General features: G+C 69.6%; 21 protein-coding genes and 1 pseudogene. 6 read left to right on the top strand and 16 right to left on the bottom strand.

Going from position 1 to position 25,727, the window contains the following annotated elements; translation table 11 throughout:
• Positions 1-108: 108 nt before the first annotated feature.
• The 5 genes from RBS60_RS00165 to pdhA are packed head-to-tail and all read right to left on the bottom strand — an operon-like array spanning position 109 to position 6,493.
• Complete coding sequence (locus RBS60_RS00165; protein WP_307955497.1) at positions 109-1,794, bottom strand: MinD/ParA family protein; 1,686 nt, start codon at positions 1,792-1,794, stop codon at positions 109-111.
• A gap of 39 nt (positions 1,795-1,833) precedes the next feature.
• A complete protein-coding gene (locus RBS60_RS00160) occupies positions 1,834-2,646 on the bottom strand; it encodes an MBL fold metallo-hydrolase (protein WP_307955496.1) in 813 nt (270 codons plus the stop codon).
• Positions 2,647-2,701: 55 nt separating this feature from the next.
• Positions 2,702-4,252 (bottom strand): dihydrolipoamide acetyltransferase family protein, encoded by a 1,551-nt coding sequence (locus tag RBS60_RS00155; RefSeq protein WP_307955495.1) that lies wholly within the window; start codon positions 4,250-4,252, stop codon positions 2,702-2,704.
• A gap of 1 nt (position 4,253) precedes the next feature.
• Positions 4,254-5,327, bottom strand: a complete 1,074-nt coding sequence (locus tag RBS60_RS00150; RefSeq protein WP_307955494.1) for an alpha-ketoacid dehydrogenase subunit beta — start codon at positions 5,325-5,327, stop codon at positions 4,254-4,256.
• Between the two features lie 2 nt (positions 5,328-5,329).
• Complete coding sequence (gene pdhA / locus RBS60_RS00145; protein WP_307955493.1) at positions 5,330-6,493, bottom strand: pyruvate dehydrogenase (acetyl-transferring) E1 component subunit alpha; 1,164 nt, start codon at positions 6,491-6,493, stop codon at positions 5,330-5,332.
• A gap of 151 nt (positions 6,494-6,644) precedes the next feature.
• On the opposite strand from pdhA, the gene RBS60_RS00140 reads away from it, so the two are divergent.
• Entirely contained in the window at positions 6,645-7,130 is a 486-nt protein-coding gene (locus RBS60_RS00140; protein WP_307955492.1) for an Lrp/AsnC family transcriptional regulator, read from the top strand.
• Positions 7,131-7,171: 41 nt separating this feature from the next.
• Here RBS60_RS00140 and RBS60_RS00135 read toward each other — a convergent pair whose 3' ends face one another.
• Positions 7,172-8,605 carry a glutamate decarboxylase gene (locus tag RBS60_RS00135; protein WP_374049182.1) on the bottom strand — a complete coding sequence of 478 codons (1,434 nt, stop codon included), beginning with the start codon at positions 8,603-8,605 and terminating at the stop codon, positions 7,172-7,174.
• Between the two features lie 155 nt (positions 8,606-8,760).
• Between RBS60_RS00135 and RBS60_RS00130 the strand changes: the two genes are divergently transcribed.
• Positions 8,761-9,522 (top strand): hypothetical protein, encoded by a 762-nt coding sequence (locus RBS60_RS00130; RefSeq protein WP_307955491.1) that lies wholly within the window; start codon positions 8,761-8,763, stop codon positions 9,520-9,522.
• Between the two features lie 165 nt (positions 9,523-9,687).
• Here RBS60_RS00130 and RBS60_RS00125 read toward each other — a convergent pair whose 3' ends face one another.
• The 6 genes and pseudogenes from RBS60_RS00125 to paaA form a co-directional block, all read right to left on the bottom strand.
• Complete coding sequence (locus RBS60_RS00125; protein ID WP_307955490.1) at positions 9,688-10,470, bottom strand: enoyl-CoA hydratase/isomerase family protein; 783 nt, start codon at positions 10,468-10,470, stop codon at positions 9,688-9,690.
• An 8-nt stretch (positions 10,471-10,478) separates the two neighbouring features.
• Entirely contained in the window at positions 10,479-11,738 is a 1,260-nt protein-coding gene (gene paaE, locus RBS60_RS00120; protein ID WP_307955489.1) for a 1,2-phenylacetyl-CoA epoxidase subunit PaaE, read from the bottom strand.
• On the bottom strand, positions 11,739-12,224 hold the full coding sequence (gene paaD, locus RBS60_RS00115) for a 1,2-phenylacetyl-CoA epoxidase subunit PaaD (protein WP_307955488.1): 486 nt from the start codon (positions 12,222-12,224) through the stop codon (positions 11,739-11,741).
• A gap of 17 nt (positions 12,225-12,241) precedes the next feature.
• On the bottom strand, positions 12,242-13,117 hold the full coding sequence (gene paaC / locus RBS60_RS00110; RefSeq protein ID WP_307955487.1) for a 1,2-phenylacetyl-CoA epoxidase subunit PaaC: 876 nt from the start codon (positions 13,115-13,117) through the stop codon (positions 12,242-12,244).
• A pseudogene (gene paaB, locus RBS60_RS00105) lies at positions 13,114-13,469 on the bottom strand (1,2-phenylacetyl-CoA epoxidase subunit PaaB). Before paaB ends, paaC begins: the two are co-directional and overlap by 4 nt.
• On the bottom strand, positions 13,408-14,439 hold the full coding sequence (gene paaA, locus RBS60_RS00100; protein ID WP_307955485.1) for a 1,2-phenylacetyl-CoA epoxidase subunit PaaA: 1,032 nt from the start codon (positions 14,437-14,439) through the stop codon (positions 13,408-13,410). The pseudogene paaB and the gene paaA overlap by 62 nt, the downstream one beginning before the upstream one ends.
• A 103-nt stretch (positions 14,440-14,542) precedes the next feature.
• Here paaA and lepB point away from each other — a divergent pair, with 103 nt between their 5' ends.
• Together lepB and RBS60_RS00090 are read left to right on the top strand one after the other, a co-directional pair.
• Entirely contained in the window at positions 14,543-15,283 is a 741-nt protein-coding gene (lepB, locus tag RBS60_RS00095) for a signal peptidase I (protein WP_307955484.1), read from the top strand.
• Positions 15,284-15,327: 44 nt separating this feature from the next.
• Entirely contained in the window at positions 15,328-15,927 is a 600-nt protein-coding gene (locus RBS60_RS00090) for a low molecular weight phosphatase family protein (RefSeq protein ID WP_307955483.1), read from the top strand.
• A 33-nt stretch (positions 15,928-15,960) separates the two neighbouring features.
• Here RBS60_RS00090 and RBS60_RS00085 read toward each other — a convergent pair whose 3' ends face one another.
• The 3 genes from RBS60_RS00085 to RBS60_RS00075 all read right to left on the bottom strand — a co-directional run bounded on the left by RBS60_RS00085 (position 15,961) and on the right by RBS60_RS00075 (position 20,085).
• The gene (locus RBS60_RS00085; RefSeq protein ID WP_307955482.1) at positions 15,961-18,333 is read right to left on the bottom strand and encodes a polysaccharide biosynthesis tyrosine autokinase; all 2,373 of its coding nucleotides are present in this window, start codon (positions 18,331-18,333) and stop codon (positions 15,961-15,963) included.
• Between the two features lie 91 nt (positions 18,334-18,424).
• Positions 18,425-19,726 (bottom strand): hypothetical protein, encoded by a 1,302-nt coding sequence (locus tag RBS60_RS00080; RefSeq protein ID WP_307955481.1) that lies wholly within the window; start codon positions 19,724-19,726, stop codon positions 18,425-18,427.
• On the bottom strand, positions 19,723-20,085 hold the full coding sequence (locus tag RBS60_RS00075) for a PqqD family protein (protein WP_307955480.1): 363 nt from the start codon (positions 20,083-20,085) through the stop codon (positions 19,723-19,725). The genes RBS60_RS00080 and RBS60_RS00075 overlap by 4 nt, the downstream gene beginning before the upstream one ends.
• Positions 20,086-20,371: 286 nt before the next feature.
• On the opposite strand from RBS60_RS00075, the gene RBS60_RS00070 reads away from it, so the two are divergent.
• Together RBS60_RS00070 and RBS60_RS00065 are read left to right on the top strand one after the other, a co-directional pair.
• Positions 20,372-21,364 (top strand): LCP family protein, encoded by a 993-nt coding sequence (locus tag RBS60_RS00070; RefSeq protein ID WP_307955479.1) that lies wholly within the window; start codon positions 20,372-20,374, stop codon positions 21,362-21,364.
• 73 nt (positions 21,365-21,437) lie between these two features.
• A complete protein-coding gene (locus RBS60_RS00065) occupies positions 21,438-23,648 on the top strand; it encodes a S9 family peptidase (protein ID WP_307955478.1) in 2,211 nt (736 codons plus the stop codon).
• A gap of 494 nt (positions 23,649-24,142) precedes the next feature.
• Here the strand turns inward: RBS60_RS00065 and RBS60_RS00060 are convergent, their stop codons facing one another.
• The gene (locus RBS60_RS00060) at positions 24,143-25,633 is read right to left on the bottom strand and encodes an amino acid permease (RefSeq protein ID WP_307955477.1); all 1,491 of its coding nucleotides are present in this window, start codon (positions 25,631-25,633) and stop codon (positions 24,143-24,145) included.
• Positions 25,634-25,727 lie beyond the last annotated feature (94 nt).

Genomic DNA, 25,727 nt, shown 5'->3' with positions numbered 1-25,727 from the left:
GCGCCCTGTTCGGTGCTGTGCGGACGTCATGGGGGCAGCACTGAGAAGGGACACGGCCGCTATTGGGGGCGGCCGTGCTCCTCCTGCCTTCTGGCCCCTCTCGCGGCTCTAGGCCTGGGGACCCTGCCGCTGGTAGCCCGAGACAATCGCCGCCGCGATCTCCCGGTACGCCTCGCGCGTCGCGGGGCGCAGGCGGTCAAGGTCCACGAGGTCGCCATCTGCCATCGACCGGTCGTGCGGCACGGTCACGAGCGCGCGGCACATCCCGGAGAGCGTCGCCTCGATCGCACTCTTGTCCACCCGGGCCGAAACGTCATCCTTGTCGGTGACGACGACGATCGCGCTCTGGGCGAGGCGATCGTAGCCGTGCGCGGACAGCCACCGCAGGGTGTCCCGCGCTCGCTTCGCACCGCTGACCGCATATCCGGCCACGACCACGATGTTGTCCGCGTCCTCGAGGATTCCGCGCATCGCGGGGCGGCTCACCCCCGTCCCGCAGTCGGTGAGCGTCACGGTGAAGTGCCTCTTCACGAGTGCGTGCACGCGGCGGTAGTCCTCGGGCGTGAGGGAATCGGACAGCTCCGGGTCCTGCTCCCCCGCGAGAAGGTGCAGGCTGCCGGCGTGGTGGAGGTACTTCACGAGGTCCGCCCGCGAGTTCACGGTGTCGAAGTCCCTCAGGAGGCTCGTGATCGAGTGCCGCCGCTCGGACTCGTAGGAGCCCTCGCCGAGGGCACGCTCCACGAGATCGCCGGCATCCGGGTTCGCGTCGATCGCGCACGGAGGCTCGGGCCTCAGCTCTGCCAGCGTCAGGCCTACGCCCACCGTCGTGGATGTCTTGCCGATCCCGCCCTTGAGCGAGAGGAAAGCTGTGTTCCAGTTCCCCTCCAGGCGACGCGAGATCTGCTTCTGGACGAGTTCGTCCTGACGCGCACGCTCCGACTGGCCGAGGTTCAGTGCCCCGCCCGTGACCCGGTACAGGAAGCCGCGGAGCCCCCCGGGCGGCGGAACGGGAACCGAACGGATGAACCCCGCCGGCGCCTCGACGGGCTCCTGCGTGGGGGCGACGGAGCGTTCGCGGACGGTTGCGACCGTGGGCTCGGCCGGCCTCTCGACGTGCCGGCTCGTCGGTGGGACGGGTGCCGGTCGTTCGGGCGTTGGAGCGGCCGGAACGACGGGCGCCGCGACGGAAGGTTCGGGTGTCTGAATAACGGGGGCTGGCGCGGTGGGCGACGGCCCTGACCGCACGACGGGCGCAACCCGCGGCGCCAACGGCCTTGCCTCGGGAGCCGCCCGAGTCTGGGGAGCCGCCGTCGGCCGCTCGGGAGGTTTTGCCGCCTGCTGAATCGGCGGGGCCTGCGGTCGGGGAGGGACGCCGCCCGCACCGAGCGGGACGGCCGACGGCGCGGCTTGCCCCTCGCCTGCGGGTTCGCCGCCGCCTGCGGCCTCCCGTTGCTGCTCGCTCCCCACTGTGCCAGCGCGATCCCGATCGTCGGAAGGCATGTCGGGAGAAGCCGTGTCGGGAGCCGAACCGGCCCGCTCCGGCGAGCGGTCGCCGTCGTGCGCCACCTCCGTCTGGGGCTCAACCGTGCGCCCTCCGGTGGCAGGCGCCTCGTCAGGAGGCGTCTCGCCAGGAGCCCCATCCGCAACCGGATCAACCGTGGGTTCAGCCTGCCCGCCGCCGGACTGCCCGCGCGACGTCTGGCGTTCCGCCTCCTCCGCTTCGCGCAGGCGCCGGGCCTCGCGGCGGGTCATCGGAACCGGTGGCGGAGTCTGCTCCCCAGCTGACATCTCCATCGTGCTGCCCCTCTCGTCGGCGTGCCTGGCGAAAGCGGTTCAGCTCAGGCTGGCAGCCTTGAGCCGCCGGATGAACAGCCGCGACTGCTCCGGTCCGTATGGGAGGATCGGGACTGCCTTGGTGGCGTCGTCAGGCGTCTCCCGCGTGGCCTGGATGGCCGAGCGCACCGCCGTCGCCATAGTATCGGCCATTGTCCGCACGAACGCGTCGCTGCACAGCCGGCCGTGCCCCGGCACGAGCGACTGGTACCGGTTGCGCAGTGCCGAGATGTGGCGCAGCACGTCCGCCCACTCTTCCGGGAACGAGTCCCCGAATTCCGGATACGCGCCCTCCTCGACGAGGTCACCGGCGAACAGCGTCGACGCCGTGCCCACGAGCAGGTCGCCGTCCGTGTGCCCGCGGCCCAGGTGGAACAGCGTGACCGAAGCGCCGCCGAGGTCCACGAGCACTGGCTGGTCCCGCACGATCCCCGTGGGAACGACGATCTCCGTGTTCTCGCCCTCACCAGCGGCCATCGCGGGCTCCGCCTCGGCCACGGCCGGGCGGTGTGCCTCGCCGTTCTGGGCGATCTCGGCGACAGCGTTCTCGTGCGCGTAGAACTCCGTGGCCCCGGCGGCCGCGAACACGGCGTTGCCGAAGTAGTGGTCGTAGTGCGCGTGGGTATTCACGACGACGAGCGGCAGCTCCGTCTTCTCGCGCACCGCCGCGAGGATCTCGGCGCCCTGGCGGGGCCCGTGGCCCGTATCCACCACGAGCGCACGCTCCTCGCCGACCACGAGGCCAATGTTGAGCCGGAGCGGCTCCGTGGCCAGGACGTAGGTGTTCGCTCCGAGATCCTGCCATCCAGCCACTTGTGTGCCGTCCTTCCTTTGGCGCTCAGGGTTGTCCCCGATTCTGCCATGCACCCTACAGGTCCGCGAGGACGCTGCCGGGCTGCTCGACCGCGTCGGCGACGAAGCGGAGGAATCCGCCCGCCGTCCCACCGTCGCACACGCGGTGGTCGAACACGAGCGTGAGCTGCACGACCTTCCGGACCGCGAGCTCGCCGTCCACGGCCCAGGGCCGGTCGATGATCCGGCCGATTCCGAGGATCGCGGCCTCGGGGTGGTTGATGATTGCGGCACTGCCGTCCACGCCGAACACGCCGTAGTTGTTGAGTGTGAACGTTCCGCCCGTGAGGTCTGCCGGAGATGCCTTGCCGTCCCTTGCCAGACCGGTGAGGCGGCGGAGCTCGGCGTCGATCTGGCGTGCGCTCAGGCGGTGGGCGCCGCGGATGGCGGGGACCATGAGGCCCCGGTCGGTCTGGGCCGCGAAGCCCAGATTGATGCCATCGAACCGGACGATCTCCTGCGCGCCCTCTGCCGTCTCCTCGAGTCGGGTGTTGAGCTCGGGGTACTTCACGAGGCCCGCGAGCACGAACCGGGCGATGAATGCGAGGAGGCTCGGCGTGGTGTCCGGGTCGCGGCGTTTGAGGTCGCTGCGGAGCTTCACGAGTTCCGTCGCGTCGGCGTCGACCCAGACCGTGGCCTCCGGGATCTCCGTGCGGGAGCGGACCATGGCCTGCGCCACGGCCTTGCGGACGCCCGTGACGGGGGTGCGGGAGGCGATGCCGAGGCCCGTCTTCGCGTCCGTCTCCCCCGCCGAGGTCACCCCCTGTGGCGCCGAAGTCACCCCGTGTGTCGCCGAAGTCACCCCCTGCGGAGGTGAAGTCACCCCCTGCGGTGCCGAAGTCACCGCCTGCTGAGGTGAAGTCACCCCCTGCGGTGCCGAAGTCACCCCGGCGGACTCGACGTCACGGCGCATGATGAGCCCATCGGGGCCTGATCCGGAAATCGATCCGAGCGTGATGCCCAGGTCCGCGGCGAGCTTGCGGACGATCGGCGAGACGACCCGCACGGCCCGGCCCGGCGCCGTCGTGCGCGATGGTTCCGCGGCAGGCGTGGCGGACGACGGCGGGGCCCCCTTGCGTCGCCGGGTGCGGCCGCCTACCGTTCCCCCCGCGGTGCCGTAGCCGATGAGGACGTTGCCGGAGCCGGAGTCTTCAGGACGCCCCCGCGAACCGGCTCGCTCTTCGGTGCGATAGATCTCATCGGGGGACGGCGTGACCTCGGCGCCAGAGGGCGTGACCTCAGCGCCACCAGGGGTGACCTCAGCACCACCAGAGGTGACCTCGGCACCAGAGGGGGTGACCTCGGCGACGGTGATGAGGGGCGCGCCGACGTCGAGCGTCGATCCCGGCTCGCCGTGCAGCACGGCAACGGTGCCTCCGAACGGGGTCGGGACCTCGACAATCGCCTTGGCCGTCTCGACCTCGGCGATCGGCTGGTCCACGGCCACGGTGTCCCCCACGGCCACAAGCCAGCGCACGAGTTCAGCCTCGGTGAGGCCCTCCCCGAGGTCGGGCAGCAGGAACGTCTTCTGCGCGGCGGTGCCGTGCGCAGTCACTGTCGTTGGCATGTCAGTCCTCCCACTGCAGGTCGTCGAGGGCGTCGAGGATGCGGTCCACGCTCGGCAGGTAGTAGTGCTCGAGCTTGGGCGGCGGGAACGGGATGTCGAACCCCGTCACGCGCCGCACGGGCGCGGCGAGCGAGTGGAAGCAGCGCTCCTGGACTCGCGCCACGATCTCGGACGCGACAGAGGCGAAGCCCGCTGCCTCCGCGACCACGACGGCGCGCCCGGTCTTGCGCACGGAGGCGCACACGGTCTCGTCGTCGAACGGGACGATCGTGCGCACGTCGATGACCTCGACCGAGCGGCCCTCGGCCGCGGCCGCCTCGGCCGCAGCCAGGGCGGTCGGGACGCTCGGCCCGTACGCGATGAGCGTCGCGTCGGTTCCGGCGCGGGCAACGACGGCTGCGCCATCGACGCTCAGCCGCCGCGCGCCGCCGTGCCCGGGACCTGCCGCGAACTCAGCGCGGAGCGCCTCGAGGTCCACGAGGTCCTTGGACCAGTAGAGCTTCTTGGGCTCGAGGAACACGACGGGATCGTCGCTCGCAATGGCCTCGCGGAGCATCCGGTAGGCGTCCGGGACGGTGGCGGGCGCGAAGACCTTGAGACCCGGGGTGTGGGCGTAGTACGCCTCGGACGAGTCGCAGTGGTGCTCAACGCCGCCGATCCCGCCGGCATACGGGATGCGGATCACGAGTGGGAGCCGGACCGCGCCCCGAGTGCGGTTGTGCATCTTCGCGATGTGGCTGGCGATCTGCTCGAAGGCGGGGTAGGCGAAGGCGTCGAACTGCATCTCGATCACGGGGCGGAGCCCGTTCATGGCCATGCCGAGGGCCATCCCCGCAATCCCTGACTCGGCCAGCGGCGTGTCGAAGCAGCGCTCGGCCCCGAATTCCTTCTGCAGGCCGTCGGTGATGCGGAAGACCCCGCCGAGCGTGCCGACGTCCTCGCCGAACACGACGACGTTCGCATCCGTGCGCAGGGCGTCCGCCATCGCGGTGGTCAGTGCCTTGGCGAAGGTGAGGGCCTCGGGGCCCGCCGTCGCAGTGGCTCGGGCCTGCGCGGCCTCAGCAACCGTGCTCATGCTCAGCGCTCCTCTCGGGAAAGCTCGTCGGCCAGCTGGGCCGCCTGCTCGCGCAGCTGGGGGGTCGGTTCGGTGTAGACGAAGCGGAAGAGGTCCTGGGGATCCACGTCCGTGTCGGCGCCCAAGCCGTCGCGGAGCTGGCGTGCCACGTCCTCGGCGTCCGCGGCGAAGGAGGCCTCGGTCGCCTCCGTGAGGGCGCCCACCGCGCGCAGGTACTCGCGCATCCGCACGAGCGGGTCCTTGGCCGCCCAGGCTTGGACCTCGGCGTCGTTGCGGTAGCGGGTCGCGTCGTCGGCGTTGGTGTGGGCCTGCATCCGGTACGTGTAGGCCTCGACGAGGAGGGGCCCCGAGCCGGCGCGTGCCAGGCGCACGGCTCGGTCGAGGACGGCGAGGAGGGCAACGGCGTCGTTCCCGTCCACGCGCTCCCCCGCCATGCCGTAGCCGACCGCCTTGTGGGCGAGCGACGGCGCGGCGGTCTGGTGCGCGAGCGGCACGGAGATCGCGTACTGGTTGTTCTGGACGAAGAAGACCACGGGCAGGTTGAAGACCGCTGCGAAGTTGAGGGCCTCATGGAAGTCACCCTCGCTGGTTGCGCCATCGCCGCACATCGCCAGGACTACGGTGTCCTCACCGCGCAGCTTCGCGGCGTGCGCGACGCCCACGGCGTGCAGCAGCTGGGTGGTCAGCGGCGTGGACTGGATGCCCACCTTGTGCTCGTGGCAGTCGTAGCCACCGTGCCAGTCGCCGCGGAACAGCGTCATGGTCTCCACGGGGTCCACGCCGCGGGTCATGACGGCGACCGAGTCGCGGTAGGTGGGGAACATCCAGTCGCCGTCCGCGAGGCACAGCGCGGCGGCGACCTGGCAGGCCTCCTGGCCATGGCTGGAGGGATAGACGGCCATGCGGCCCTGGCGCACGAGCGCGGAGTTCTGGTCATTGACGCGGCGGCCGATCACGAGCCGGCGGTACGCCTCGAGGAGCTCGCCCGCGGCTGGGATCGGGTACTCGTGGCCGGGGGCCGAGCCGCGCTCATCCTCGGGGCGGAGGGTACCGTGCTCGTCGAGAATCTGGATCTGGGGCACGCGGCCGTGCACCGGGAGCATGTAGTCCTCGATGCTGATCCCGAAGCTGCGGATGGCCTCCTGTGCCTCGGTTGGGACGGTCATGGCTCCTCCTTGGTACGACGCCGGACTTTCCTCAAGTATCCGCTTCGGTGGCTATTCGTATGCGCAAGGAGGGTAGATCATGGAGGAGTGGTGCTGAGAGAGTCGATTTCGTAGACATCCAGTCACCATGACGTGGATCACAGGAGGTTCCATGGACGATCTGCACGCGAGTCAGGAGGCTCCCCGGCGACCTGCCGAGCCGAAGCCGCTCGACGACGTCGACCGCGCGATCCTTGCCCAGCTCACCGCGGACGCGCGGCGGTCTGTCACGACCATTGCGGAGAACGTGCACGTCTCCCGCGCCCACGCCTACAACCGGATCGCGCGGCTCCAGGCGGACGGGGTCATCACGAAGTACACGACGCTCGTCGATCCGCTCAAGGCGGGGCTGCGGTCAAGCGCCTACGTGACGCTCAAGGTGCGCCAGCAGTCCTGGCGCGAGCTGCGCGAACGCCTGCGGACCATCCCCGAGGTGCAGCACATTGCGCTCGTCGGCGGGGACTTCGACGTCATCATCCTGGTCCGCGCCCTGGACAACACCGACCTGCGCCGCGTGGTCTTCGACCAGCTGCAGGACATGCCCGGAGTTCTGGACACGCAGACCTTCCTCATCTTCGAAGACCTCGACACGCGCTGACCTGCTCGGATCCGTACCCGAAACGACTCGGGACGGCCGGGTCAGTGGTGGAAGGCGCCCGAGTGGCCCGGGTCCGGGAATGGAGTTTCGGCGGCGTCGAGGAAGGCCACGGCAGAGCGCAGGTCGTCGAGGAAGCTCGAGGCCAGATCGCGCGTGAAGCCGTTGCGTACCACGATCCGCTGCACGGTGAGGTCGGCGAGCCCGTCCGGCATGGGATACGCCGGAACGAGCCACCCGTTCATGCGCAACCGGTCCGAGAGGTGGTGCAGGTTCCATGTGTCCTGGCGCTCGGGCCGGAGGCTCCACGCGAAGACCGGGATGTCGGAGCCGTCGTTCCACAGCTCGAACGCATCCATGGCGCCGATCTCGCGGGCGAGGTACTCGGCGACGTCGCGGGACGCCGCGTGCACGGCCCGGTAGCCCTCGAATCCGAGCCGCAGGAACAGGTAGTACTGCAGGAGCACCTGGGCCCCGGGCCGCGAGAAGTTGAGCGCGAACGTGGGCATGTCGCCGCCGAGGTAGCTCACGTGGAACACGAGATCGTCCGGCAACGCCGACGAGTCCCGCCACACGACCCACCCGAGGCCCGGGTACACGAGTCCGTACTTGTGGCCCGACGTGTTGATCGAGGCGACGCGCGGCAGGCGGAAGTCCCACACGAGCTCGGGCGTGAGGAAGGGCGCGATCATGGCGCCTGAGGCACCGTCCACGTGGATCGGGATATCGAGCCCCGTGGAGGCCTGGATCTCGTCGAGGGCCTGCGAGATCTCGGCGATCGGCTCGTACATGCCCGTGTACGTGACGCCCATGATCGCGACGACGCCGATCGTGTTCTCATCGACGTACTCGGAGAGCCCGTACCCGTCGAGGACCCGGTGCTCCTGTGAGATGGGCACGTAACGCGGCTCGACATCCCAGTAGTTGCAGAACTTCTCCCAGCACACCTGGACGGCAGAGCTCATCACCAGGTTGGGCCTGTCCGAGGGCTTGCCGGCGGCCCGCCGGGCGTGCTGCCAGCGGCGCTTGAGCGCGAGCCCAGCGAGCATGGACGCCTCGGACGAGCCGATCGTGGACGTGCCGACGGCGTGCGCCGGATCGGGGGCATTCCAGAGGTCTGCGAGCATGCGCCAGCAGCGGTGCTCGATCTCGGCCGTCTTGGGGTACTCGTCCTTGTCGATCATGTTCTTGTCGACGGTCTCGGCGTAGAGCCGAGCAGCCTCTGGCTCCATCCACGTGCCCACGAAGGTCGCGAGGTTGAGCCGGGCATTGCCGTCGAGCATCGCGTCGTCGTGGACTACCTGGTACGCCGTGCCGGGGAGGCTCTCCCCCTCGGGAAGCGTGAACCGCGGGAACTCGGTGGCCTCTCCGGCCCGGCTGAACAGTGGGTTCAGCTCGACGTTCGACTCAGGCTCCGGACGCGAGCCGGCGACGTGCCTGCGGGAGGATGGCTGGAAGGAAGAGCGTGTGGCGGACACGGTGGGACTCCTGTGGGGTCGCGTCAAGGGTCACTGCTCGCCACGGCTGGCGGCGGCCGGCCGGACAGCCCCACGCTACCTGTGCCCGCGGGGGACGTCGAGCTGGCGCCCGGCGTGGGATGGTTGGATCAGGCACGCACGCGTGAGGAGGGCCGATGGCGACCGACAGCGGGGCCGCGACTCGGCGCCCACCATGGGTGTGGCTCCTCATGGCCGCGTGCGTCCTCGTGGGCGTCGGGGTGATCGTGGCTGTCGCGGGACTCTTCATGGCGCCGTCCTCGCGGCCGCCCGCGACCGAGCCGACGCCATCCGCGGGAGCCAGCCCCGCGGCGTCGTCCGCGCCGGCCGTACCCGTCACCGCATATGGGCTCTCCGATGCTCTCCCGCTGACGGTACCGCCGGTCTGGCACGCCGAACCGGGCGCCGACTACATGCTCACCGCGGCCGCCGACTCGCTGACTTACGCGTCCGCATCAGACTCCTGCCTCCTCACGTTCGGCGTCGGGCCGTTGCGCCCGGTGCCGAGCGCGTCGGCAGGACGCACGACGCCGGCCCCCTCCTCCGTGCCCACGTCGCCGGCGCTATCCGGTCCGGACTCGGAGACCGCGGCAACACGCGCGGCCCTCGCGGGCGCCGTCGAGTCGCGCCGGAGTTCCGCGGCACGGGTGAGCGTCACCGCACAGGACTTGACGGTCGTGACGACCCTCGACTCGCTCAGCGGCCCCCTCGTGGACATGGCCGGAGCCGATCTCCGGGTGGCACACACCGACGGCACGGTCACGTACGTCCGTCTGGCCGTACGCGCCGTGCCGTCGGCGAAGTCCGCCGTGTCGATCAGCGCCGAGTGCCCCTCCGCTGAAGGGGCCGCGACAGCCATGAACCACGCGAGCGTGCGCGCCTATCTCTCCGGAAATTGAGGGAACCCGTAAAACGGCCAGAGACCCCACAATCCACCGCCAGAGACCCCACAATCCACCGCCAGAGACCCCACAACGTTGCGGGGTCTTTGGCGCGTCGTTGCGGGGTCTCTGGCGCGTCGTTGCGGGGTCTCTGGCGCGTCGTTGCGGGGTCTCTGGCGCGCGTCAGCGCCCGGAGAACACCGGCTTGCGCTTCTCCTGGAAGGCCTTGAAGCCCTCGGCGTAGTCCTCGGAGGCGCAGAGGGAGGCCTGCGCCTTGTTCTCGGAGTCCATGGACTCCCACAGCCCGAGCCTTCGGTCGCGGATCTGCGCGACGAGCTCCTTCGACGCCATGAACGCGCCAGTCGCGCCCCCGGCCACTCCGGCGACGATCGCGCGGGCCCGCCCAAGCAGTTCCTCGGCAGGGAAGGCCCGGGAGAACATCCCGGACCGCACGGCATCGGCGCCGCTCATGAGCTCGGCCGTGTACACGAGGTCGAGGGCCCGGTGCATGCCCAGGCGTTCGGTGAAGTACCAGTGGCCACCCGAGTCGAGCGTCGCTCCGAGATTCGCGAACGGCGAGCCGATCTTGGCGTTCTCCGCGACGTACACGACGTCCGTCGCGAGCAGGAGGCCGAGGCCCACGCCGAGCGTCGCCCCCTGCGCCGCGGCGAAGGTGGGCGCCGGGAAGGCTGCCATCTTCTGCATGAGCGGCGTCACGAGCCCGCCGAGGTAGCCGAGCACGTCGTCGTCGGCCGGGTTCACGCCGGAGATGTCGCGGCCGGCGCAGAACGCGCGCCCCTCGCCGCGCAGGAGAAGCGCCCGCACCTCACCGCGGGAGGCTGCGGCAGCGGCGTCGTCGTACGCGGCCGAGAGCTCGGCGAGCGCGGCCTCGTCCAGGGAGTTGAGCTTCGCGGGCGCGTCGAGGATAACCTCGGCGACGCCGTCGGCGATGGACAGGGTGATCATTCAGGCTCCTACGCGTCGAAGTCCACGGACACGCAGTCCGAGGTCGGGCGGGACTGGCACGTCAGGACGAAGCCGCGCTCGACCTCATCCGCCTCGAGCGCGTAGTTCTCCGCCATGTCCACGGTGCCCGTGACGAGCTTCGCGCGGCACGTTCCGCAGACGCCGCCGGCGCACGCGAACGGAACGTCAGGGCGCACGCGCAGTGCCGCGTTGAGGATCGTCTCGTTCGCGGAAACCGGGGACTTCACAGAGCCGGACAGCCCGTCGAGCCGGAACTCGATCTCGAAGTTCTTCCCACTCGGGTCCTCGACCACCGGCCGGCCGATGTTGCCCTCGAGGTTGGTCGGCGTTCCGGTCGTGAACAGCTCATACCGGACCTTCTCGGGCTCGACGCCGCGCCCGGAGAGCGTGTCCCGGACGAGCTGGACGAGCTCGAACGGACCGCACAGGAACCACTCGTCGACGTCGTCGGCGTGGATCACGGTGTTGAGCAGCGTGGTGAGCTTCTCGGCGTCGACCCGGCCCGAGAGCAGGGGCGAGATGCGCTGCTCGCGCGAGAGGACGTGGTGCAGGGCGAACCGCGAGGGGTAGCGGTCCTTGATGTCGGCGAGCTCCTCGACGAACATGACGTCCATCGCGGCCTTGTTCGCGTAGACGAGGTCGAAGCGGACGTTCTCGTTCGCAGCCAGGACGGTGCGGGCGATCGCCATGATCGGCGTGATGCCCGAACCGGCGGCGACGGCCACGAACGTGTGCTCGGCCTCGGTGTCGATGCTGCTCGGATCGTTCAGGCCCGTCATCCTGTGCTTCGAGATGAACGCGCCGGCGGGGCTCATGACGTCGAGGGTCGCGCCAGCCTCGAGGCTCTCGTTGGCCCACGTCGAGAAGACGCCCCCGAGGTCACGCTTGATCGCGACCTTGATCTCGCTGGACCCGTCGTCGAAGCGCTGCGGAGCGGCGCAGATCGAGTACGAGCGGCGGACCTCACGCGGCGTGCCCTCGCCTCCATCCGCGGGGTCCGCAAGCTGGGCGCGGAGGGCCACGTACTGGCCGGGGATGTAGTCGTACTCGTCGGCGAGCACGGGCGGGACGGCGAACGTCACCTCGATCGAGTCGTTGGTGAGCCTTCGGACCTCGCTCACCTCGAGCGTGTGGAAGGACGCACGACGGCGCGCGGTCCCCTCGGTCCCGCCCGTCTCGTCGTCGACGGCGTTGGCGTCCGCGGGTTCTGCGGCTGCTTCTGCGGCCGCATTCAGCTGTTCAGTCATCTAGAGCACCTTGAAGTAGTCGAAGGTTTCGTGGCAGTCCTGGCAGACATAGAGCGCCTTGCAGGACGTTGAGCCGAAGCGGGACATCTCGCGGGTGTTGAGCGAGTGGCACTGGGGGCACTTGACGGTCAGGCCGAGCTTGATGGGACCGCCGTGGGCCTTCCCCGTCGGAGGGGCGATCCCGTACTCCTCGAGCTTCGCCTTCCCCTCTTCGCTCATCCAGTCCGTGGTCCACGCCGGCGAGAGCACGAGGTCGACCTGGACCTTGTCGTGCCCTGCCCCGGCGAACACCGTGGCGAGGTCCGCGCGGATCGTGTCCATCGCGGGGCAGCCCGAGTACGTCGGGGTGATGGTGAGTCGCACGGTGCCGTCCGGCTCGATCCGGCCGTCGCGGAGGATCCCGAGATCGGCGATCGAGAGCACGGGGATCTCCGGGTCGGTCACAGTGGCCGCGAGCGCGCGGACCTCGTCATCGGTGGTGATCATGTGGGTTGCCTGCTGCCTTACCAGGTGGCCCCGGGGTGCTTGCGCGCGAGGACCTGCATCTCGGCGAGGATGTAGCCGAGGTGCTCGGTGTGCTCGCCGCGGCGGCCGCCGCCGGTGGCGCGGGGGACGTTGGGGAGGGTGAGGGTGGCCTCGTCGAGGACCTCGGCGAGGTGCTTGTCGAAGGTCTCTCGCAGGGTCGAGGGGCGCACGCCCGCGTCGCCGACGGCGTCGATGAGCTCGTCGTCGTCGAACAGCTCATCGACGTATGGCCAGACGAGCTCGAGCGCGGCCTGCATGCGCCGGTGCGACTCCTCGGTCCCGTCGCCGAGGCGTACGGTCCACTGGATCGCATGGTCGCGGTGGTAGTCGACCTCTTTGATCGCCTTCGCAACGATCGCGGCGAGCGTCTTGTCACTCGAGTCCAGCAGCTCCGTGTAGAGGAGGTACTGGAAGATCGAGACGACCAGCTGGCGGGCGATCGTCACGCCGAAATCGCCGTTGGGCTGCTCGACGAGCCACGCGGAGCGGAACTCCTCTTCCTCGCGCCAGTAGGCGAGGTCGTCCTCCGTCTTGCCCCATGCGTGGCCCGCATAGGAGAGGAACGAGCGCGCATGGCCGAGCGTGTCGAGCGCGATGTTGCCGAGGGCAATGTCCTCCTCGAGCTCCGGGGCGCGCGAGATCCAGTGGCCGAGCCTCTGGGCGAGGATGAGGGCGTCATCGCCCAGGCGCAGCGCGTACTGCGCGACCTCCTCGCTGGGCTTCTCCGGCGCGATCGCGATGTCCTCGGGGCGCAGCGCGTTGCCCGGGGTCACGCGAGTGGCCGAGGCTGCGGCGTCTCCGAAGGAGTCGAGGGAGTGGTCAGTGGCAGGGTGTGCAGGAGAGGACTGGCTCACAGGTGCTTCACGCCCTCGCTCTTGGTGTAATACGTCGCGTGGCGGTAGTCCTTGCCCTGCGGGGACTCGAAGTAGGCGCCCTTCGAGTCGGGGTCCGAGGATGCGATCGCGTCCGACGGGACGACCCAGATTGACACGCCCTCATTGCGGCGCGTGTAGAGGTCACGCGCGTTGCGCAGCGCCATCGCTGCATCCGGGGCGTGGAGGGATCCGGCATGGACGTGCGAGAGGCCGCGGCTCGACCGCACGAAGACCTCCCAGAGTGGCCAGATGTTGGTCTGCTCGCTCACTTATGCTGCTCCGATCTCTGCTGCGGCGCGCTGGGCCCGCTTCTCCGCTGTCTTGTCTGCATATGCGCGGGCCGCCTCGCGGACCCACGTGCCGTTCTCGTGTGCCTCGCGGCGGCGAGCCATGCGCTGGGCGTTGCACGGGCCGTTGCCCGCGATGACGTCCTTGAACTCCTGCCAGTTGAGGTCGGCATGGATCCACTTGCCCGTCTCCTCGTCGTAGCGGAGCTCGGGGTCAGGGAGGGTGAGGCCGAGGACCTTGACCTGCTCGGCGATCATGCCGACGAAGCGCTGGCGCAGCTCATCGTTCGAGAAGCGCTTGATGTTCCAGGCCATCGACTGCTTCGAGTTCGGCGAGGTGTCGTCCGGCGGCCCGAACATCATGAGGGCCGGGGCATAGAAGCGGTCGACGGCGTCCTGGGCCATCTGCTTCTGGGCGGGGGTGCCGTTGGAGAGCTCGAGCAGGATCTCGAAGCCCTGGCGCTGGTGGAACGACTCCTCCTTGCAGACACGCACCATGGCGCGTCCATAGGGGCCGTAGCTAGCGCGGCACAGCGGGACCTGGTTCGCGATCGCGGCGCCGTCGACGAGCCAGCCGATCGCCCCCATGTCGGCCCACGTGCGGGCCGGGTAGTTGAAGATCGACGAGTACTTGGCCTTGCCGTCCAGAAGCTGCTGGTTCAGCACGTCGCGCGGGGTCCCGAGGGACTCGGCCGCGGAATAGAGGTACAGGCCGTGGCCGGCCTCGTCCTGGACCTTGGCCATGAGGATCGCCTTGCGCTTGAGGCTCGGGGCACGGGTGATCCAGTTGGCCTCGGGCTGCATGCCGATGATCTCGGAGTGCGCGTGCTGGGACACCTGGCGCACGAGCGTCTTGCGGTAGGCCGCAGGCATCCAGTCGCGGGGCTCGATGCGCGAGTCCTCCGCGATGATGCGATCAAAATAGGCCTGGCCCGCAAGGTCCTCAGCGGACGGGGCCTCATCACCCTGTCCAGGCTGGGACTGGGGCACGGACTGCAAGGTCGCAGCTGCCATGTCTCCTCCTCAAGAAATAATTACCGACCGTTCGTTCAGAATATGGGAGCGCCTGCCGAGCGTCAAGCGAATTCACGATGGCGCGCGCTGCTAGCCTGAACCGGTGACGCGCCCCCGACGCCGGCCGCTCCCGCTCTGGGCAGCGATCATCCTCAACCTCGCGGTCGGCCTGACTGTGGTCGGCCTCGTGCAGGCCTTCGTCGTCAAGATCGGGCGCATCCCGTCCGGATCGATGGAGCAGACGCTGCAGAGCCAACAGTGGGGCGGGGACCGCATCCTCGTCAACAGGCTCGCCTATGTGGGAGGCGCCGCGCCGCGCCCGGGCGACATCGTCGCCGTCGTGCGCCCTCCCGGCTGGCCGGGCGCGCTCCCGCCGGCCGCAAACCCTCTCTCGGCGCTCGTGAGGGGGTTCGGCGACCTGACGGGCCTCGGACCGTCCAACGAGGACTACATCGTCAAGCGTGTGGCGGCCGTGGGCGGGCAGCGCATCAGCTGCTGTGACGTCCAGGGCCGGCTCCTGCTCGACGGCAAGCCGATCGATGAGCCCTATGTGTACCAGGACCTCCCGTTCGGGCCGGGCCGCCTCGACTGCACGACGGCGCCCCGCTCGCCGCGCTGCTTCCCCGAGACTCTCGTGCCGGCCGGACAGCTCGTGCTCCTGGGAGACCATCGGTCCAACTCCGAGGACTCGGCTGCCCAGTGCCGCTATGCCGGCTCAACTGGATCCAACCCCGCGGGCTCCGGGGCCTCGGCCACGTGCGTGCGGACGGCGGCTGCATCGGCCGTGGTGGGGCAGGTCATCTTCCGCGTGTGGCCGCTCGACAGGATCGGGGTACCGCGCTGAGACGGCGCGCCCCCGCGCCCTCCGGCGGTGCTACGTTGGACGGGATGACCGACGATCCGTTCCGCATTCTGGTGGTCTGCACTGGGAACGTCTGCCGCTCGCCTGTCGCCGCGGCAGTGCTGCGTGACGCCCTCGCCGAGATCGCGCCGGGAGACTTCGTCGTCGACAGCGCCGGGACGCGCGCGCTCGTCGGCGAACCGGCCCAGCCGGAATCAGCGGCGATCGCGACGAGATTCGGCTCGACGCTCGAAGGCTTCACCGCGCGGCAGCTCACCGAGTCGATGGTCGCGCGGGCGGATCTGGTCCTCATTCTCGCCGAGCGGCATCGAGCATCGATCCTGCGGCTGCATCCCGCGCTGAAGAGGACGTTCACGCTCCGCGAGTTCGCGCGGCTCGTCGCGACGCTGCCCGTGGATCCGTCCGAGCATGCTCTGGCCCAGGACGGCGAGCCCCGCGGGGCGTGGCGTCATCTGGTCGCGAGGGCCTGGGAGGCCAAGAGCGCTGACAGTCCCGCATCTGAGGGCGAGAACGACGTCGTCGACCCCTATCGGCTGGGGCCCGAGGTGTGGTCGCAGATGACCGATGAGCTCGTACCCGCGCTCGAGGTCATCTTCGGGCGCGCAGACCTCGTCGCGCGGGGCTGAATCCTCCGGCCGACGCCGCGATGGAGGTGCCGCTCAGCCCGCCGACCGGCGCCCGCGGACCTGCACCGGCAGCCAGAGCTCTCCCTCAGTGGGCGATTCGGCCGCGTTGTCCGTGACGGTGTCGTCGGCGGGGAGGTCTGCGCGCGACTCAGCGTCCTTCCCGGGCGTCTCCAGCGCAGCCCCTTCTCGGTCCACGCCGGTACCCCCGTCCTCGCCTTTCGGGGCAGCCGCCACTGAGGGGGCCGAGGACTCGGCCGGCAGTTCGGGCCCCTCGGGGGCAAGAGAGAGGCTCAGGGGGGTGGCTGAGATGATCGGCTGCGGCCGTGTCGTGGTGAAGTGCAGCCAGCCGCGCGAACGGTCCTGGCGCTTTGCGGCCACCCCACGCACGGCGTCATCGTCCCGTGCGTCGTGGTCCACTGGGCCGAAGCGCGGTTCGTCCCCATGCACAGCGTCCCCATGGACTGCTTCGTGGCGGACTGCTTCATGGTCAACTGCGTCGGGCTCAGCTGCGTCGAGGTCCGTGGCACCAAGGGCCTCAGCCTCCGGTGAGCTCCCGAACGGAAGCCCGTCCGCCTGCCCGCCGTGGTCCGACGCTCGCTGGTCGGGGCCCACGTAGTCTGAGACCACGAGCTGCGGCGGCGGGAAGGCCCGAACCTCGCCGTTGGTGTGCGCGCCGTGCAGCGGAACCGGCATGGCAAGAGCTGCTGGCTCGTCCTCGACGTCCACCGCATGGTGTGCGCCGGATGAGTCCGGCACGAAGGACTCCGCGACGGGACCGGCTTGGGCGCGGTAGTCCTCAGAGGGCGCATCCTCTGCACGATAGTCCCCCACCGGGGCCGCCTGCTCGAGGAAGTCCGCCGCAGGGGCCGCGTGAACCTGATCCGCCGCGTAGGCGGGCGCCGGCACGGCGACCTCAGCGGGCGCGGAAGCGGGACGCGGCTTCTTGACCTTGACCTTGCCCTTGGAGCGGATCTTCTCGTGGCCGCGCTGATGCTCGGAGTACGTCCCGTAGTAGCCGTACGTGTAGGACTCGGGGCCCTTGGTCGACACCCCGTTGAGGATGATCCCGAGGACCTTGCCCCGCACCCGCTCGAGGTTCCCGACGGCGCGCTCGAGACTGTCCGTCGTCGTCCTGCCGACGCGGGCAACGATGATCGTGCCGTCCGCCGAGCGGGACAGCACCGCGGCGTCGGTCACGGGCAACAGCGGCGGTGCGTCGACGAGGACCACGGCATCCTCGGCGAGGTGCGTGAGCAGGTTGCTCATCATGCGCGATCCGAGGAGCTCGGAGGGGTTCGGCGGGATCCGGCCGGCGCCGAGGACGCGCAGGTTCGGGTGGCCTGGGTATGACTGCAGGACGTCGTCGACCGTGGCCCGGCCCGCGAGGACGTCGGTGAGGCCGACGCCAGGGACCACGCCGAAGACCTCGTGCACGGTCGGGCGGCGGAGGTCGCCGTCGACCACCACGACGTTCTCGCCCGCCGAGGCCATCGTGGCTGCGAGGTTGCCGATCACCGTGGACTTCCCCTCGGAGGGGACGGAACTCGTCACGAGGAGGATGCGCGGGGGATTGTCCACGTCGATGAACTGGAGGTTGGTCCGCAGCTCCCTCAATGCCTCCCCCATGGCGTGGCTGCCGCGGGCGCCCGTGCTGGGCGCATCGAGGATGTGGCTGCCCTCGGCGAGACGCGCATCGTTCGGGAGGGTTCCGATCACAGGGTGCCCAGCGGTCCGTTCCGCCTCGCTGGCCGTACGGATGCGACGGTCGAGGAAACCGCGCAGCAGTGCGTAGCCCAGACCGAGGAGCAGGCCGGCAGCGGCACCGATGCCGAGGGTGAGTTTGAGGTTCGGGGAGACCGGGGCGCCGGGCAGGGACGCCTTCGCGAGGGGAACCACGCGGACGGCAGGCTCGGCCGTCGGTGAGCTCGAGCTGGCCTGCTCGAGTTCGCGCACCTGGGCGGCCAGGGCAACGACCCACTCGTCGGCGATCTTCTGCGCCATCTGGGGGTCGGTGGAGGTCGCCGAGACGTGGAGCTCTGCGGTGTCGGCGGGAATCGTCACGCTCACGCCGGAGATGGCCGCGCCGGCCGAGGTGAGCCCGAGGTCCTTGACCACACGATTGGCCACGAGGAGCGACTCGGCGACCGACTTGTACGACTTGACCTTCGCCTTGGCCAGGTTGTCCCCCGCGAGGGAGAGTCCGAGGTTGTCGGCGCCGCCTGCCACGACGATCCCGCTGGAGTCGGCGGCGTACATCTTCGGCTGGATCGAGTACCATCCGAACGCGACGGCGGTAGAGAGCGCCACCAAGGCGATGATGCCGATCCAGTAGCGCCGGACGAGCCGAAGGCCATCCGTCAACGTCAGCGATTTCCCGTCCTGCCGGCCCTCGGGCTCTTGTTCCACGCTCGTTGCTCCCCATCGTCGTGGCCCGCACAGGGCACAGATCATCGGCGCAAGTCTACCGGAGCCGATATTGGACCGGCGAAAGCACCCGTCACAGGACGACGTCGACGAGCCCGCTGGCCTTGAGCTCCGCCAACGCGGCATCAAGGATCGGCTCGTAGCCGTCAGGGAGTCCGATGCTGACCTCGAGGGCAGCCGCGAGGTCGGCGCGGGTCAATCCCGCTCCCCCCGTTGTCCCCGCGAGGGCGTCCCACACCGCCGGTGCAATGCCGCCCAAGCGCAGGAGCGTCGGTCCGGCGAGCACGAGCACCTCTGCCGCTCCCCCGTCGGCGCCGGGGACCGCAACCGCATCCACGACCTCACGGCGGCGGACCCGTCCCGGACCCGGGCCGGCGGCGCCACCCGGGGACGCCTTGGCGAGGGGCGGGACCGTCGCGCCCGAGGCGACCAGCGCGCCGTCGTGCGCGTCCCGCCATGAAGGCGCGAGCGCGGGGAGTGAGATCACATCCGGCAGGACGGCGGCAAGCTGCTCGGCCTCGGTGTAGCGCACCCGGACCGCACCGCCGCACGCGTCGAGGATCCCGCACAGCCAGGCGAGGGGCCGCTCGATCCTTGCCAGCGCGGACGTCTGGGGCGTGAGGTCGGTGATCGCGTCCGCATGCCCCACGGGCTCGACGACCGCAGCTTCGAGGCCCGCCTGCCGTTCCAGGAGCACGACGCCGGCGAGTGTCGCCCCGGCGGGTGCCGGGGCGAGCCCAAGCTCATCGGGCCCGCGTTGGACCTTCGGCGCGGGCGGAGGATCGTCGATGACGGAGAGGGGCTTGGGGTACGGGAGGATCCGGCCCGAGCGGTCGACCGCCACGGTCTCGTCGCTCACGTAGCCGAACCGGGTCGCCAGCTGACGTGTGGCCGTGGTCTTGCCCATGCCGGAGCGGGCCACGAGTGCGACGGTCCGGCCCGTTCCGGGCTCCGCGAGGCCGGAGGCGTGGAGCATCATGAGCTCGCCCGCACGTTCCTCGATCGCCGCGACGGTCAGGCTCGAGGTGAGGTAGGAGGCGAACTCAGGGACCGTCGCGGCCTCGACGGCCACGGGTGCCGCGCCGCCGACGGCGAGCACAGCCCGGACGCTGAACCCTCCCGTATCGGCGGGCTCGGGACTCTCCGCGGGTGAGTCCTTGCCGGCCGCGGCGGCCGCGAGCGCGTTGTCCTCGGGCGGGTTGTCGTCGTCGAGCGCGTCGTCGTCGGGCGCCTCGTGATCGGGGGAGTCGTCGAACACCGCATGGCACCGCGACCAGGCGGCCGCAAGCCGTGCGGCGTCCTCGTCGCCGATCCCGCGGCCCCAGTGGACCACGGCCGGCACGCCGATCAGCTCGAGCCGCATCGGCGCCGTCATGCGTCTGGTCCTACGGGGTGGCGGGGGGAATTCGTCTCGCCGAAGGCGTCCTCGGCGAGGCCTTCGTCAGCGGGACCCTCTTCGATGAGCCGGCGCGAGGCGAGCTCGGCGAGGAAGCGCGAGACTTCGCGTCCGATTTCCTCATCCAACGCGGTCCCTGGCTCGGCGCCGTAGTCAGACCCGAGTTCCGCATGGATCTGGTCGTCGGTGCGCCGCCCGTCCACGAGGCACCAGATCCTTGCGGCCGAGCCCGTCAGGACGATAGGCCGCGTGGTGTCAACGTTGAGCACTGCAGCGCGCTCGCCGTCGTCGGAGACAACCTCCGCGACACGGCGGGCCCTGCGCCAGATGCGTGCCATGCGTCCCCTCTTCGTCCCCCATGCCGGTTCGGCCCGTGGCGTGGCCGGCTGGCTGTCCAGGTGCTGGCCGCCCAGATGCTGGCCGTCCACGTAGTGGCACCAGACCTCCGGTCCGTCGACATACTGGCGATGGCACACGGGTCATGTTGATACTATCCACAAACGTGACGCCAAACAGGGAGGGGGCTGTGCCGTGACGCTGCCTGGACAGGCCCCGGACGAGGCCACTAGAACAGTCTCCGAATCCGAAGATCAGAGCCGACCGAAACGCCGAACGGGGCTCATTGTGCTCCTCTCCGCGCTAGGCGTCGTGGTGCTCGCTGCCGTCGTCGCGATCGTCTACCTCGCGAATGTGGCCGGGACGTTCGATTCGAAGACCGGGAAGATCGCCACGGCCTTCCCCCAGGAATCGACCCGCCCCTCGGCGACCCCTGCGGCGAACGGTAAGACGCCCGTCAACATCCTGCTCGTCGGTTCGGACAGCCGCGGCGCCACAATCGATCAGGCCGAGTCCGGCCAGGCGTCGGACCAGCGCTCGGACACGATGATGCTCGTGCACGTCCCCGCGGACCGCAAGAACGCGTACGTCGTCTCGATCATGCGGGACCTCTGGGTGCCGATCCCCGGCCACGGGACGGCGAAGATCAATGCCGCGCTCGCGTACGGCGGGGTCCCGCTCATGGTCGAAACCGTCGAATCGCTCCTGCACCAGCGCATCGACCACGTCGCGTTCATGGAATTCGACGGCTTCAAGGGCCTCACGGACGCAGTCGGCGGGGTCACGGTGAACGTCACGCGGCCGTTCTCCTCGACCATGGCCGAGAACCCGGGCCTACGCTTCGATGCAGGCCCGATGCACATGGATGGGAAGACCGCCTTCGCGTTCGTCCACGAGCGGTACGCGTTCGCCGACGGCGACTACCAGCGTGTGCGGAACCAGCAGACATATCTCAAGGCCCTCATGGCGCAGATCGCCAAGCCGGAGACGCTCGCGAACCCGGTCACCGTGAGCCAGATCGTGAGCCAGTTCTCGCCGTTCGTGACGGTGGACACCGGCCTCGACTCGAAGGCAGTCGCGGGGCTCGCCTTCGAGATGAAGGACATCCGCCCAGCCAGCGTCGTGAGCTTCACGCTTCCGACCTCCGGGGTCGGGACGTCCGCGGATGGGCAGTCGATCGTGAACTTCAACCAGGAGGCCACGGACGCCCTCGCCACGGCGATGGCCAACGGCACGGTGCCGCAGTACGTTGCCGATCGGAACCTGCAGAACGGCAACTGAGACCGCTCCCCTGCCCGGTGTCCTAGTCCCCCGGCGTGCGAGGACTGTCGTAGACGCCCGCTAATGTGGGGCCATGGCTGAAGCTCCCGTCGCGAAGAAGGTCCCCGCAGCACGCACGCACCACGGAGACACGTTCGTGGACGAGTACGAGTGGCTGCGGGACAAGGAGAACCCCGAGGTTGCCGCCCACCTGACGGCCGAGAATGCCTATACCGACGCCGTGACAGCGGACCAGCAGCCCCTGAGGGACGCGATCTTCGAGGAGATCAAGGGCCGCACCCAGGAGACCGACCTCTCCGTTCCCTCCCGCCGGGACGGCTGGTGGTACTTCTCGCGCACGGTTGAGGGCCAGCAGTACCCGATCTACTGCAGGGTCAGGGCTGCTGATGCGTCAGGCGCGCACGGCTCCCCTGCCGGTCCCGGCGGGGATCTGGCGGCATGGACGCCGCCCGCCGTCGTGCCCGGCACCCCGATCGAGGGCGAGCAGGTGCTCCTCGACGGCAACGCCGAGGCCGAGGGCCACCCGTTCTTCGCCCTTGGCGGCGCCGCCGTGACCCGGGACGGGAACCTGTACGCCTACTCGGTGGACCATTCCGGCGACGAGACCTTCACACTCCGGGTCAAGGACCTCCGCACCGGCGAGCACCTCCCGGAGGTCATCGAGAACGTCTTCTACGGGCTCGAGTTCGATCCCGAAGGCTCGCGCCTGTTCTATATGGTCGCGGACGAGTCATGGCGGCCCTACCAAGTGCGCGTGCACGTCCTCGGCACACCCGTGGACGAGGACACCGTGCTCTATCAGGAGGACGACGTCGCACAGTGGACTGGGATCGACCTGTCCGCCGACCGGCGGTGGCTCCTCGTGGGGATCGGAAACTCGGAGTACTCCGAGACACGCATGCTCAAGCTGACCGATCCCGACGCCCAGCTCGAGCTTCTGCTCGGTCGCGACGATCGGATCCTGCACTCCGCCGAGCCTTTCGAGCACGAGGGCCGTACCCGGGTGCTGCTCGTGCACAATGGCCGGCCCGCAGGGCCCGAGGGCGCTGCGCCGAACAACATGATCTCCCTCGTCGACCCGGCCGAGTTCGCAAAGCCGCTCGCCGAGCAGGAATGGACCGCTCTCGTGGCCCACGACGACTCCGTGAAGATCGAGGGCGCGGACCTCACGGCGACCCACCTCATTGTCTCGCTGCGTCGGGACACGATCCCGACCCTTCGGTTCGCCCCGCTCGCCGATGCCGTCCGGGCCGCCGGCGCGGGGACTACGCCGCCCTTCTCCGAGCCGGAGTTCGGCGAGGAGCTGTACACCGCGAACGGAGGCGCCTCCGAATACGGGGCGCCGCTCGTCCGGCTGAGCTTCACCTCCTACGTCACTCCCCCACAGGTCTATGACTACGTTCTGGCCACCGGCGAGCTGCTCCTGCGCAAGGAGACGCCCGTGCTCGGCGGGTACAGGCCGGCAGACTACGTCGCCGAGCGCGCCTGGGCGACGGCCGACGACGGCACCCGGGTTCCGCTCTCGGTGCTGCGGCGGGCTTCGGTGAAGCAGGACCGCTCGAACCCCGCTCTCGTCTATGGGTATGGCTCGTACGAGGTCAGCATGGACCCCGGCTTCGCGATCTCCCGGCTGAGCCTGCTGGACCGGGGCCTCGTGTTCGTCGTCGCGCACATCCGTGGCGGCGGCGAGCTCGGCCGGAGGTGGTACGAGGACGGCAAGAAGCTGCACAAGAGGAACACCTTCACGGACTTCGTCGCGGCCACGGACTGGCTGGCGGCCTCGGGGTGGGCGGACCCGAAGAGGATCGCCTGCATGGGCGGTTCGGCGGGCGGGCTGCTCATCGGCGCTGTCCTGAACCTTGCACCCGAGAAGTACGCCGCCGCCGTAGCCCAGGTCCCGTTCGTGGACGCGCTCACGACGATCCTCGACCCCGAGCTGCCGCTCTCCGCCCTCGAATGGGAGGAGTGGGGCAACCCGATCGAGGACGCAGAGGTGTACTCGTACATGAAGTCCTACACGCCGTACGAGAACGTCCACGCCGCCCCATACCCGAAGGTCGCCGCCGTGACGAGCTTCAATGACACCCGCGTGCTGTACGTGGAGCCCGCGAAGTGGGTCCAGGTGCTGCGCGAGGCCACGAGCTCGGGGCAGCCGATCCTGCTCAAGACAGAGATGGACGCCGGGCACGGCGGGGCCTCGGGCCGGTACGAGGCGTGGAAGGACCGGGCCTGGGACTACGCATTCATCGCCGACGCCCTCGGCGCGCGGGACCTCCTCCCGTAGCATCCCGCGCCGAAGTCACCCCACCCGACGCCGAGATCACCCCGCACAACGCCGAAGTCACCCCCACCGACGCCGAGATCACCCCGCACAACGCCGAAGTCACCCCCACCGACGCCGAGGTCACCCCCACCCAACGCCGAAGTCACCCCACCGGCCAGGGCTGGAAGCGCCGTCTTCCGGCCTTCAGGCAGAACTCGGCGGAGCGTGAACCTCGCTGGTGTACAGTTCCGGTTTCGCCCTCACGCGCTCTTTTGGCGGACTGCCCTGCAAAAAAGGGACCTCCCATCAAGACAGGTGAGCCTCCCGAGGGGTATTCATCTGGCTCCCTTTGGCGTGGCGCCTTGGACCGGCAGACCCGACCTCGACGCCACACGGGGTGACCTCAGCACCACACCCGGTGACCTCGACGCCACACCCGGTGACCTCGACACCACACGGGGTGACCTCGGCGTCACACGGGGTGACCTCGGCGAGAAGGGGGGGGTGGTTGTTAGCTAGGCTCTGGCGTCGACGCGATCGTGGGGCGTTCCAAGCGCCTGCGCCTCCGCCGCCGCCTCAGCAGCCCGCGAAGCCTCGCGGCGCTTCACAAGGAGCCAGCCGAGCCACAGGAGCACAGCGATCACGGGGACGCACAGGATCGTGTAGAGCCCGATCGGGAAGACCTCGCCCGTGGCCTTGTCCGTCATGCTGTCGAAGCCGATGAGCACCGTGATCGCGAGCAAGGCGGCCAGTCCCAGCCAGCTGGTCCAGGGCGAGCCCGGCATCGGGAGCGAGGACGCGGCGTCGCCCTTCTTCCTGCGGAGCATGATCTGCGAGGCGAAGATCGAGCCCCACGTGAAGATGACGCCGATCGAGGCGGTGTTGAGGGCAAGGTCGAACGCGTGGCTGCCGCCGGCCCAGATGTTCAGGACGATGCCCACGAGGTACACGGCACCGATCGCCAGGACGGCCGCGTAGGGCACGTAGCGGGAGGACATACGGGTGAGCCACGCCGGCGCATGGCCGTTGTCCGCCATGGTGCGGAAGATCCGCCCGATCGAGTAGAGCCCCGTGTTGGACGAGCTCAGCGCCGCGGTGATGACCACGAGGTTCATGACGGATCCGATCCAGCCGAGCCCGAGCTGGTCGAAGACCGTCACGAACGGGCTCACTCCGGCCTTGTACTGGTCAGAGGGCAGGAGCATCGCGAGGAGCAGGACCGAGCCGACGTAGAAGACGACGATACGCAGCACGACGGCGCGGATGGCCCGCGGAACCTCGCGTTTCGGATCCTCCATCTCGCCCGCCGTGATGCCCACGAGCTCGATCGCGTTGTAGGCGAAGATCACGGCATTGAGCACCAGGATCATGGCGAAGGCCCCGTGGGGGAACATCCCGCCGTCGTCGGGCACGAGGTTGGCCGGCGAGGCGTGGGTCGCGCCGACCTGGGTGTTGAGCACCACCATGACGGTCCCGGCGATGAGGAAGAGGGAGATCGCGCCGACCTTGAGCACAGACGCCCAGAACTCGAACTCGCCGAATGCCTTGACGCTCAGGAGGTTCACCGCGACGAGCATCACGAGGGCGCAGATGGCTGTGACCTCGACGGGGACGTTGGGGAAGAAGTACTGGAAGTACAGGCCGATCGCGAGGAGCTCGGCGATGCCCGTCATCGCCCAGTTGACGAAGTACATCCACCCGGACAGGTAGGAACCCTTCGGCCCGAAGAGCTCCCCCGCGTAGCTCACGAACGAGCCCGAGGTCTGCCGGTACATGATGAGCTCGCCCAGCGCGCGCATGAGCAGGTAGGCGATGGCACCGGCGATCGCGTAGGAGAACACGAGCGCTGGCCCGGTCGAGGCGAGGCGTCCTCCGGCGCCCATGAAGAGCCCGACACCGATCGCCCCGCCCATGGCGATCATCTGGACGTGCCGTCGGGTCAGGGTCTTCTTGTAGCCCTCAGCGGAGACTGCTGCGTCCCTCGTCGTGGGATGCTCGTGGGTCATCGTGGTCCTTCAGGAGATTCGACCGCGCCAGCGGGCGCGGGCCGCCGACCAGTGTAAGCACGATCGATGTGCTTCAGATCTCCCGTGTGGCCCA

This window comes from Sinomonas sp. ASV486 (assembly GCF_030908215.1).
GTDB lineage: Bacteria > Actinomycetota > Actinomycetes > Actinomycetales > Micrococcaceae > Sinomonas > Sinomonas puerhi.
The sequence above is the reverse complement of the archived record's forward strand: the minus strand, read 5'-3'. Positions and strand labels throughout refer to the sequence as shown.

Bases quoted from the DNA above. Each gene is read 5' to 3' on its own strand.
- RBS60_RS00165 (WP_307955497.1), bottom strand. From the start codon at position 1,794: ATGGAGATGTCAGCTGGGGAGCAGACTCCGCCACCGGTTCCGATGACC.
- RBS60_RS00155 (WP_307955495.1), bottom strand. From the start codon at position 4,252: ATGCCAACGACAGTGACTGCGCACGGCACCGCCGCGCAGAAGACGTTC.
- RBS60_RS00150 (WP_307955494.1), bottom strand. From the start codon at position 5,327: ATGAGCACGGTTGCTGAGGCCGCGCAGGCCCGAGCCACTGCGACGGCG.
- pdhA (WP_307955493.1), bottom strand. From the start codon at position 6,493: ATGACCGTCCCAACCGAGGCACAGGAGGCCATCCGCAGCTTCGGGATC.
- RBS60_RS00140 (WP_307955492.1), top strand. From the start codon at position 6,645: ATGGACGATCTGCACGCGAGTCAGGAGGCTCCCCGGCGACCTGCCGAG.
- RBS60_RS00130 (WP_307955491.1), top strand. From the start codon at position 8,761: ATGGCGACCGACAGCGGGGCCGCGACTCGGCGCCCACCATGGGTGTGG.
- RBS60_RS00125 (WP_307955490.1), bottom strand. From the start codon at position 10,470: ATGATCACCCTGTCCATCGCCGACGGCGTCGCCGAGGTTATCCTCGAC.
- paaE (WP_307955489.1), bottom strand. From the start codon at position 11,738: ATGACTGAACAGCTGAATGCGGCCGCAGAAGCAGCCGCAGAACCCGCG.
- paaD (WP_307955488.1), bottom strand. From the start codon at position 12,224: ATGATCACCACCGATGACGAGGTCCGCGCGCTCGCGGCCACTGTGACC.
- paaA (WP_307955485.1), bottom strand. From the start codon at position 14,439: ATGGCAGCTGCGACCTTGCAGTCCGTGCCCCAGTCCCAGCCTGGACAG.
- RBS60_RS00090 (WP_307955483.1), top strand. From the start codon at position 15,328: ATGACCGACGATCCGTTCCGCATTCTGGTGGTCTGCACTGGGAACGTC.
- RBS60_RS00080 (WP_307955481.1), bottom strand. From the start codon at position 19,726: ATGACGGCGCCGATGCGGCTCGAGCTGATCGGCGTGCCGGCCGTGGTC.
- RBS60_RS00075 (WP_307955480.1), bottom strand. From the start codon at position 20,085: ATGGCACGCATCTGGCGCAGGGCCCGCCGTGTCGCGGAGGTTGTCTCC.
- RBS60_RS00065 (WP_307955478.1), top strand. From the start codon at position 21,438: ATGGCTGAAGCTCCCGTCGCGAAGAAGGTCCCCGCAGCACGCACGCAC.
- RBS60_RS00060 (WP_307955477.1), bottom strand. From the start codon at position 25,633: ATGACCCACGAGCATCCCACGACGAGGGACGCAGCAGTCTCCGCTGAG.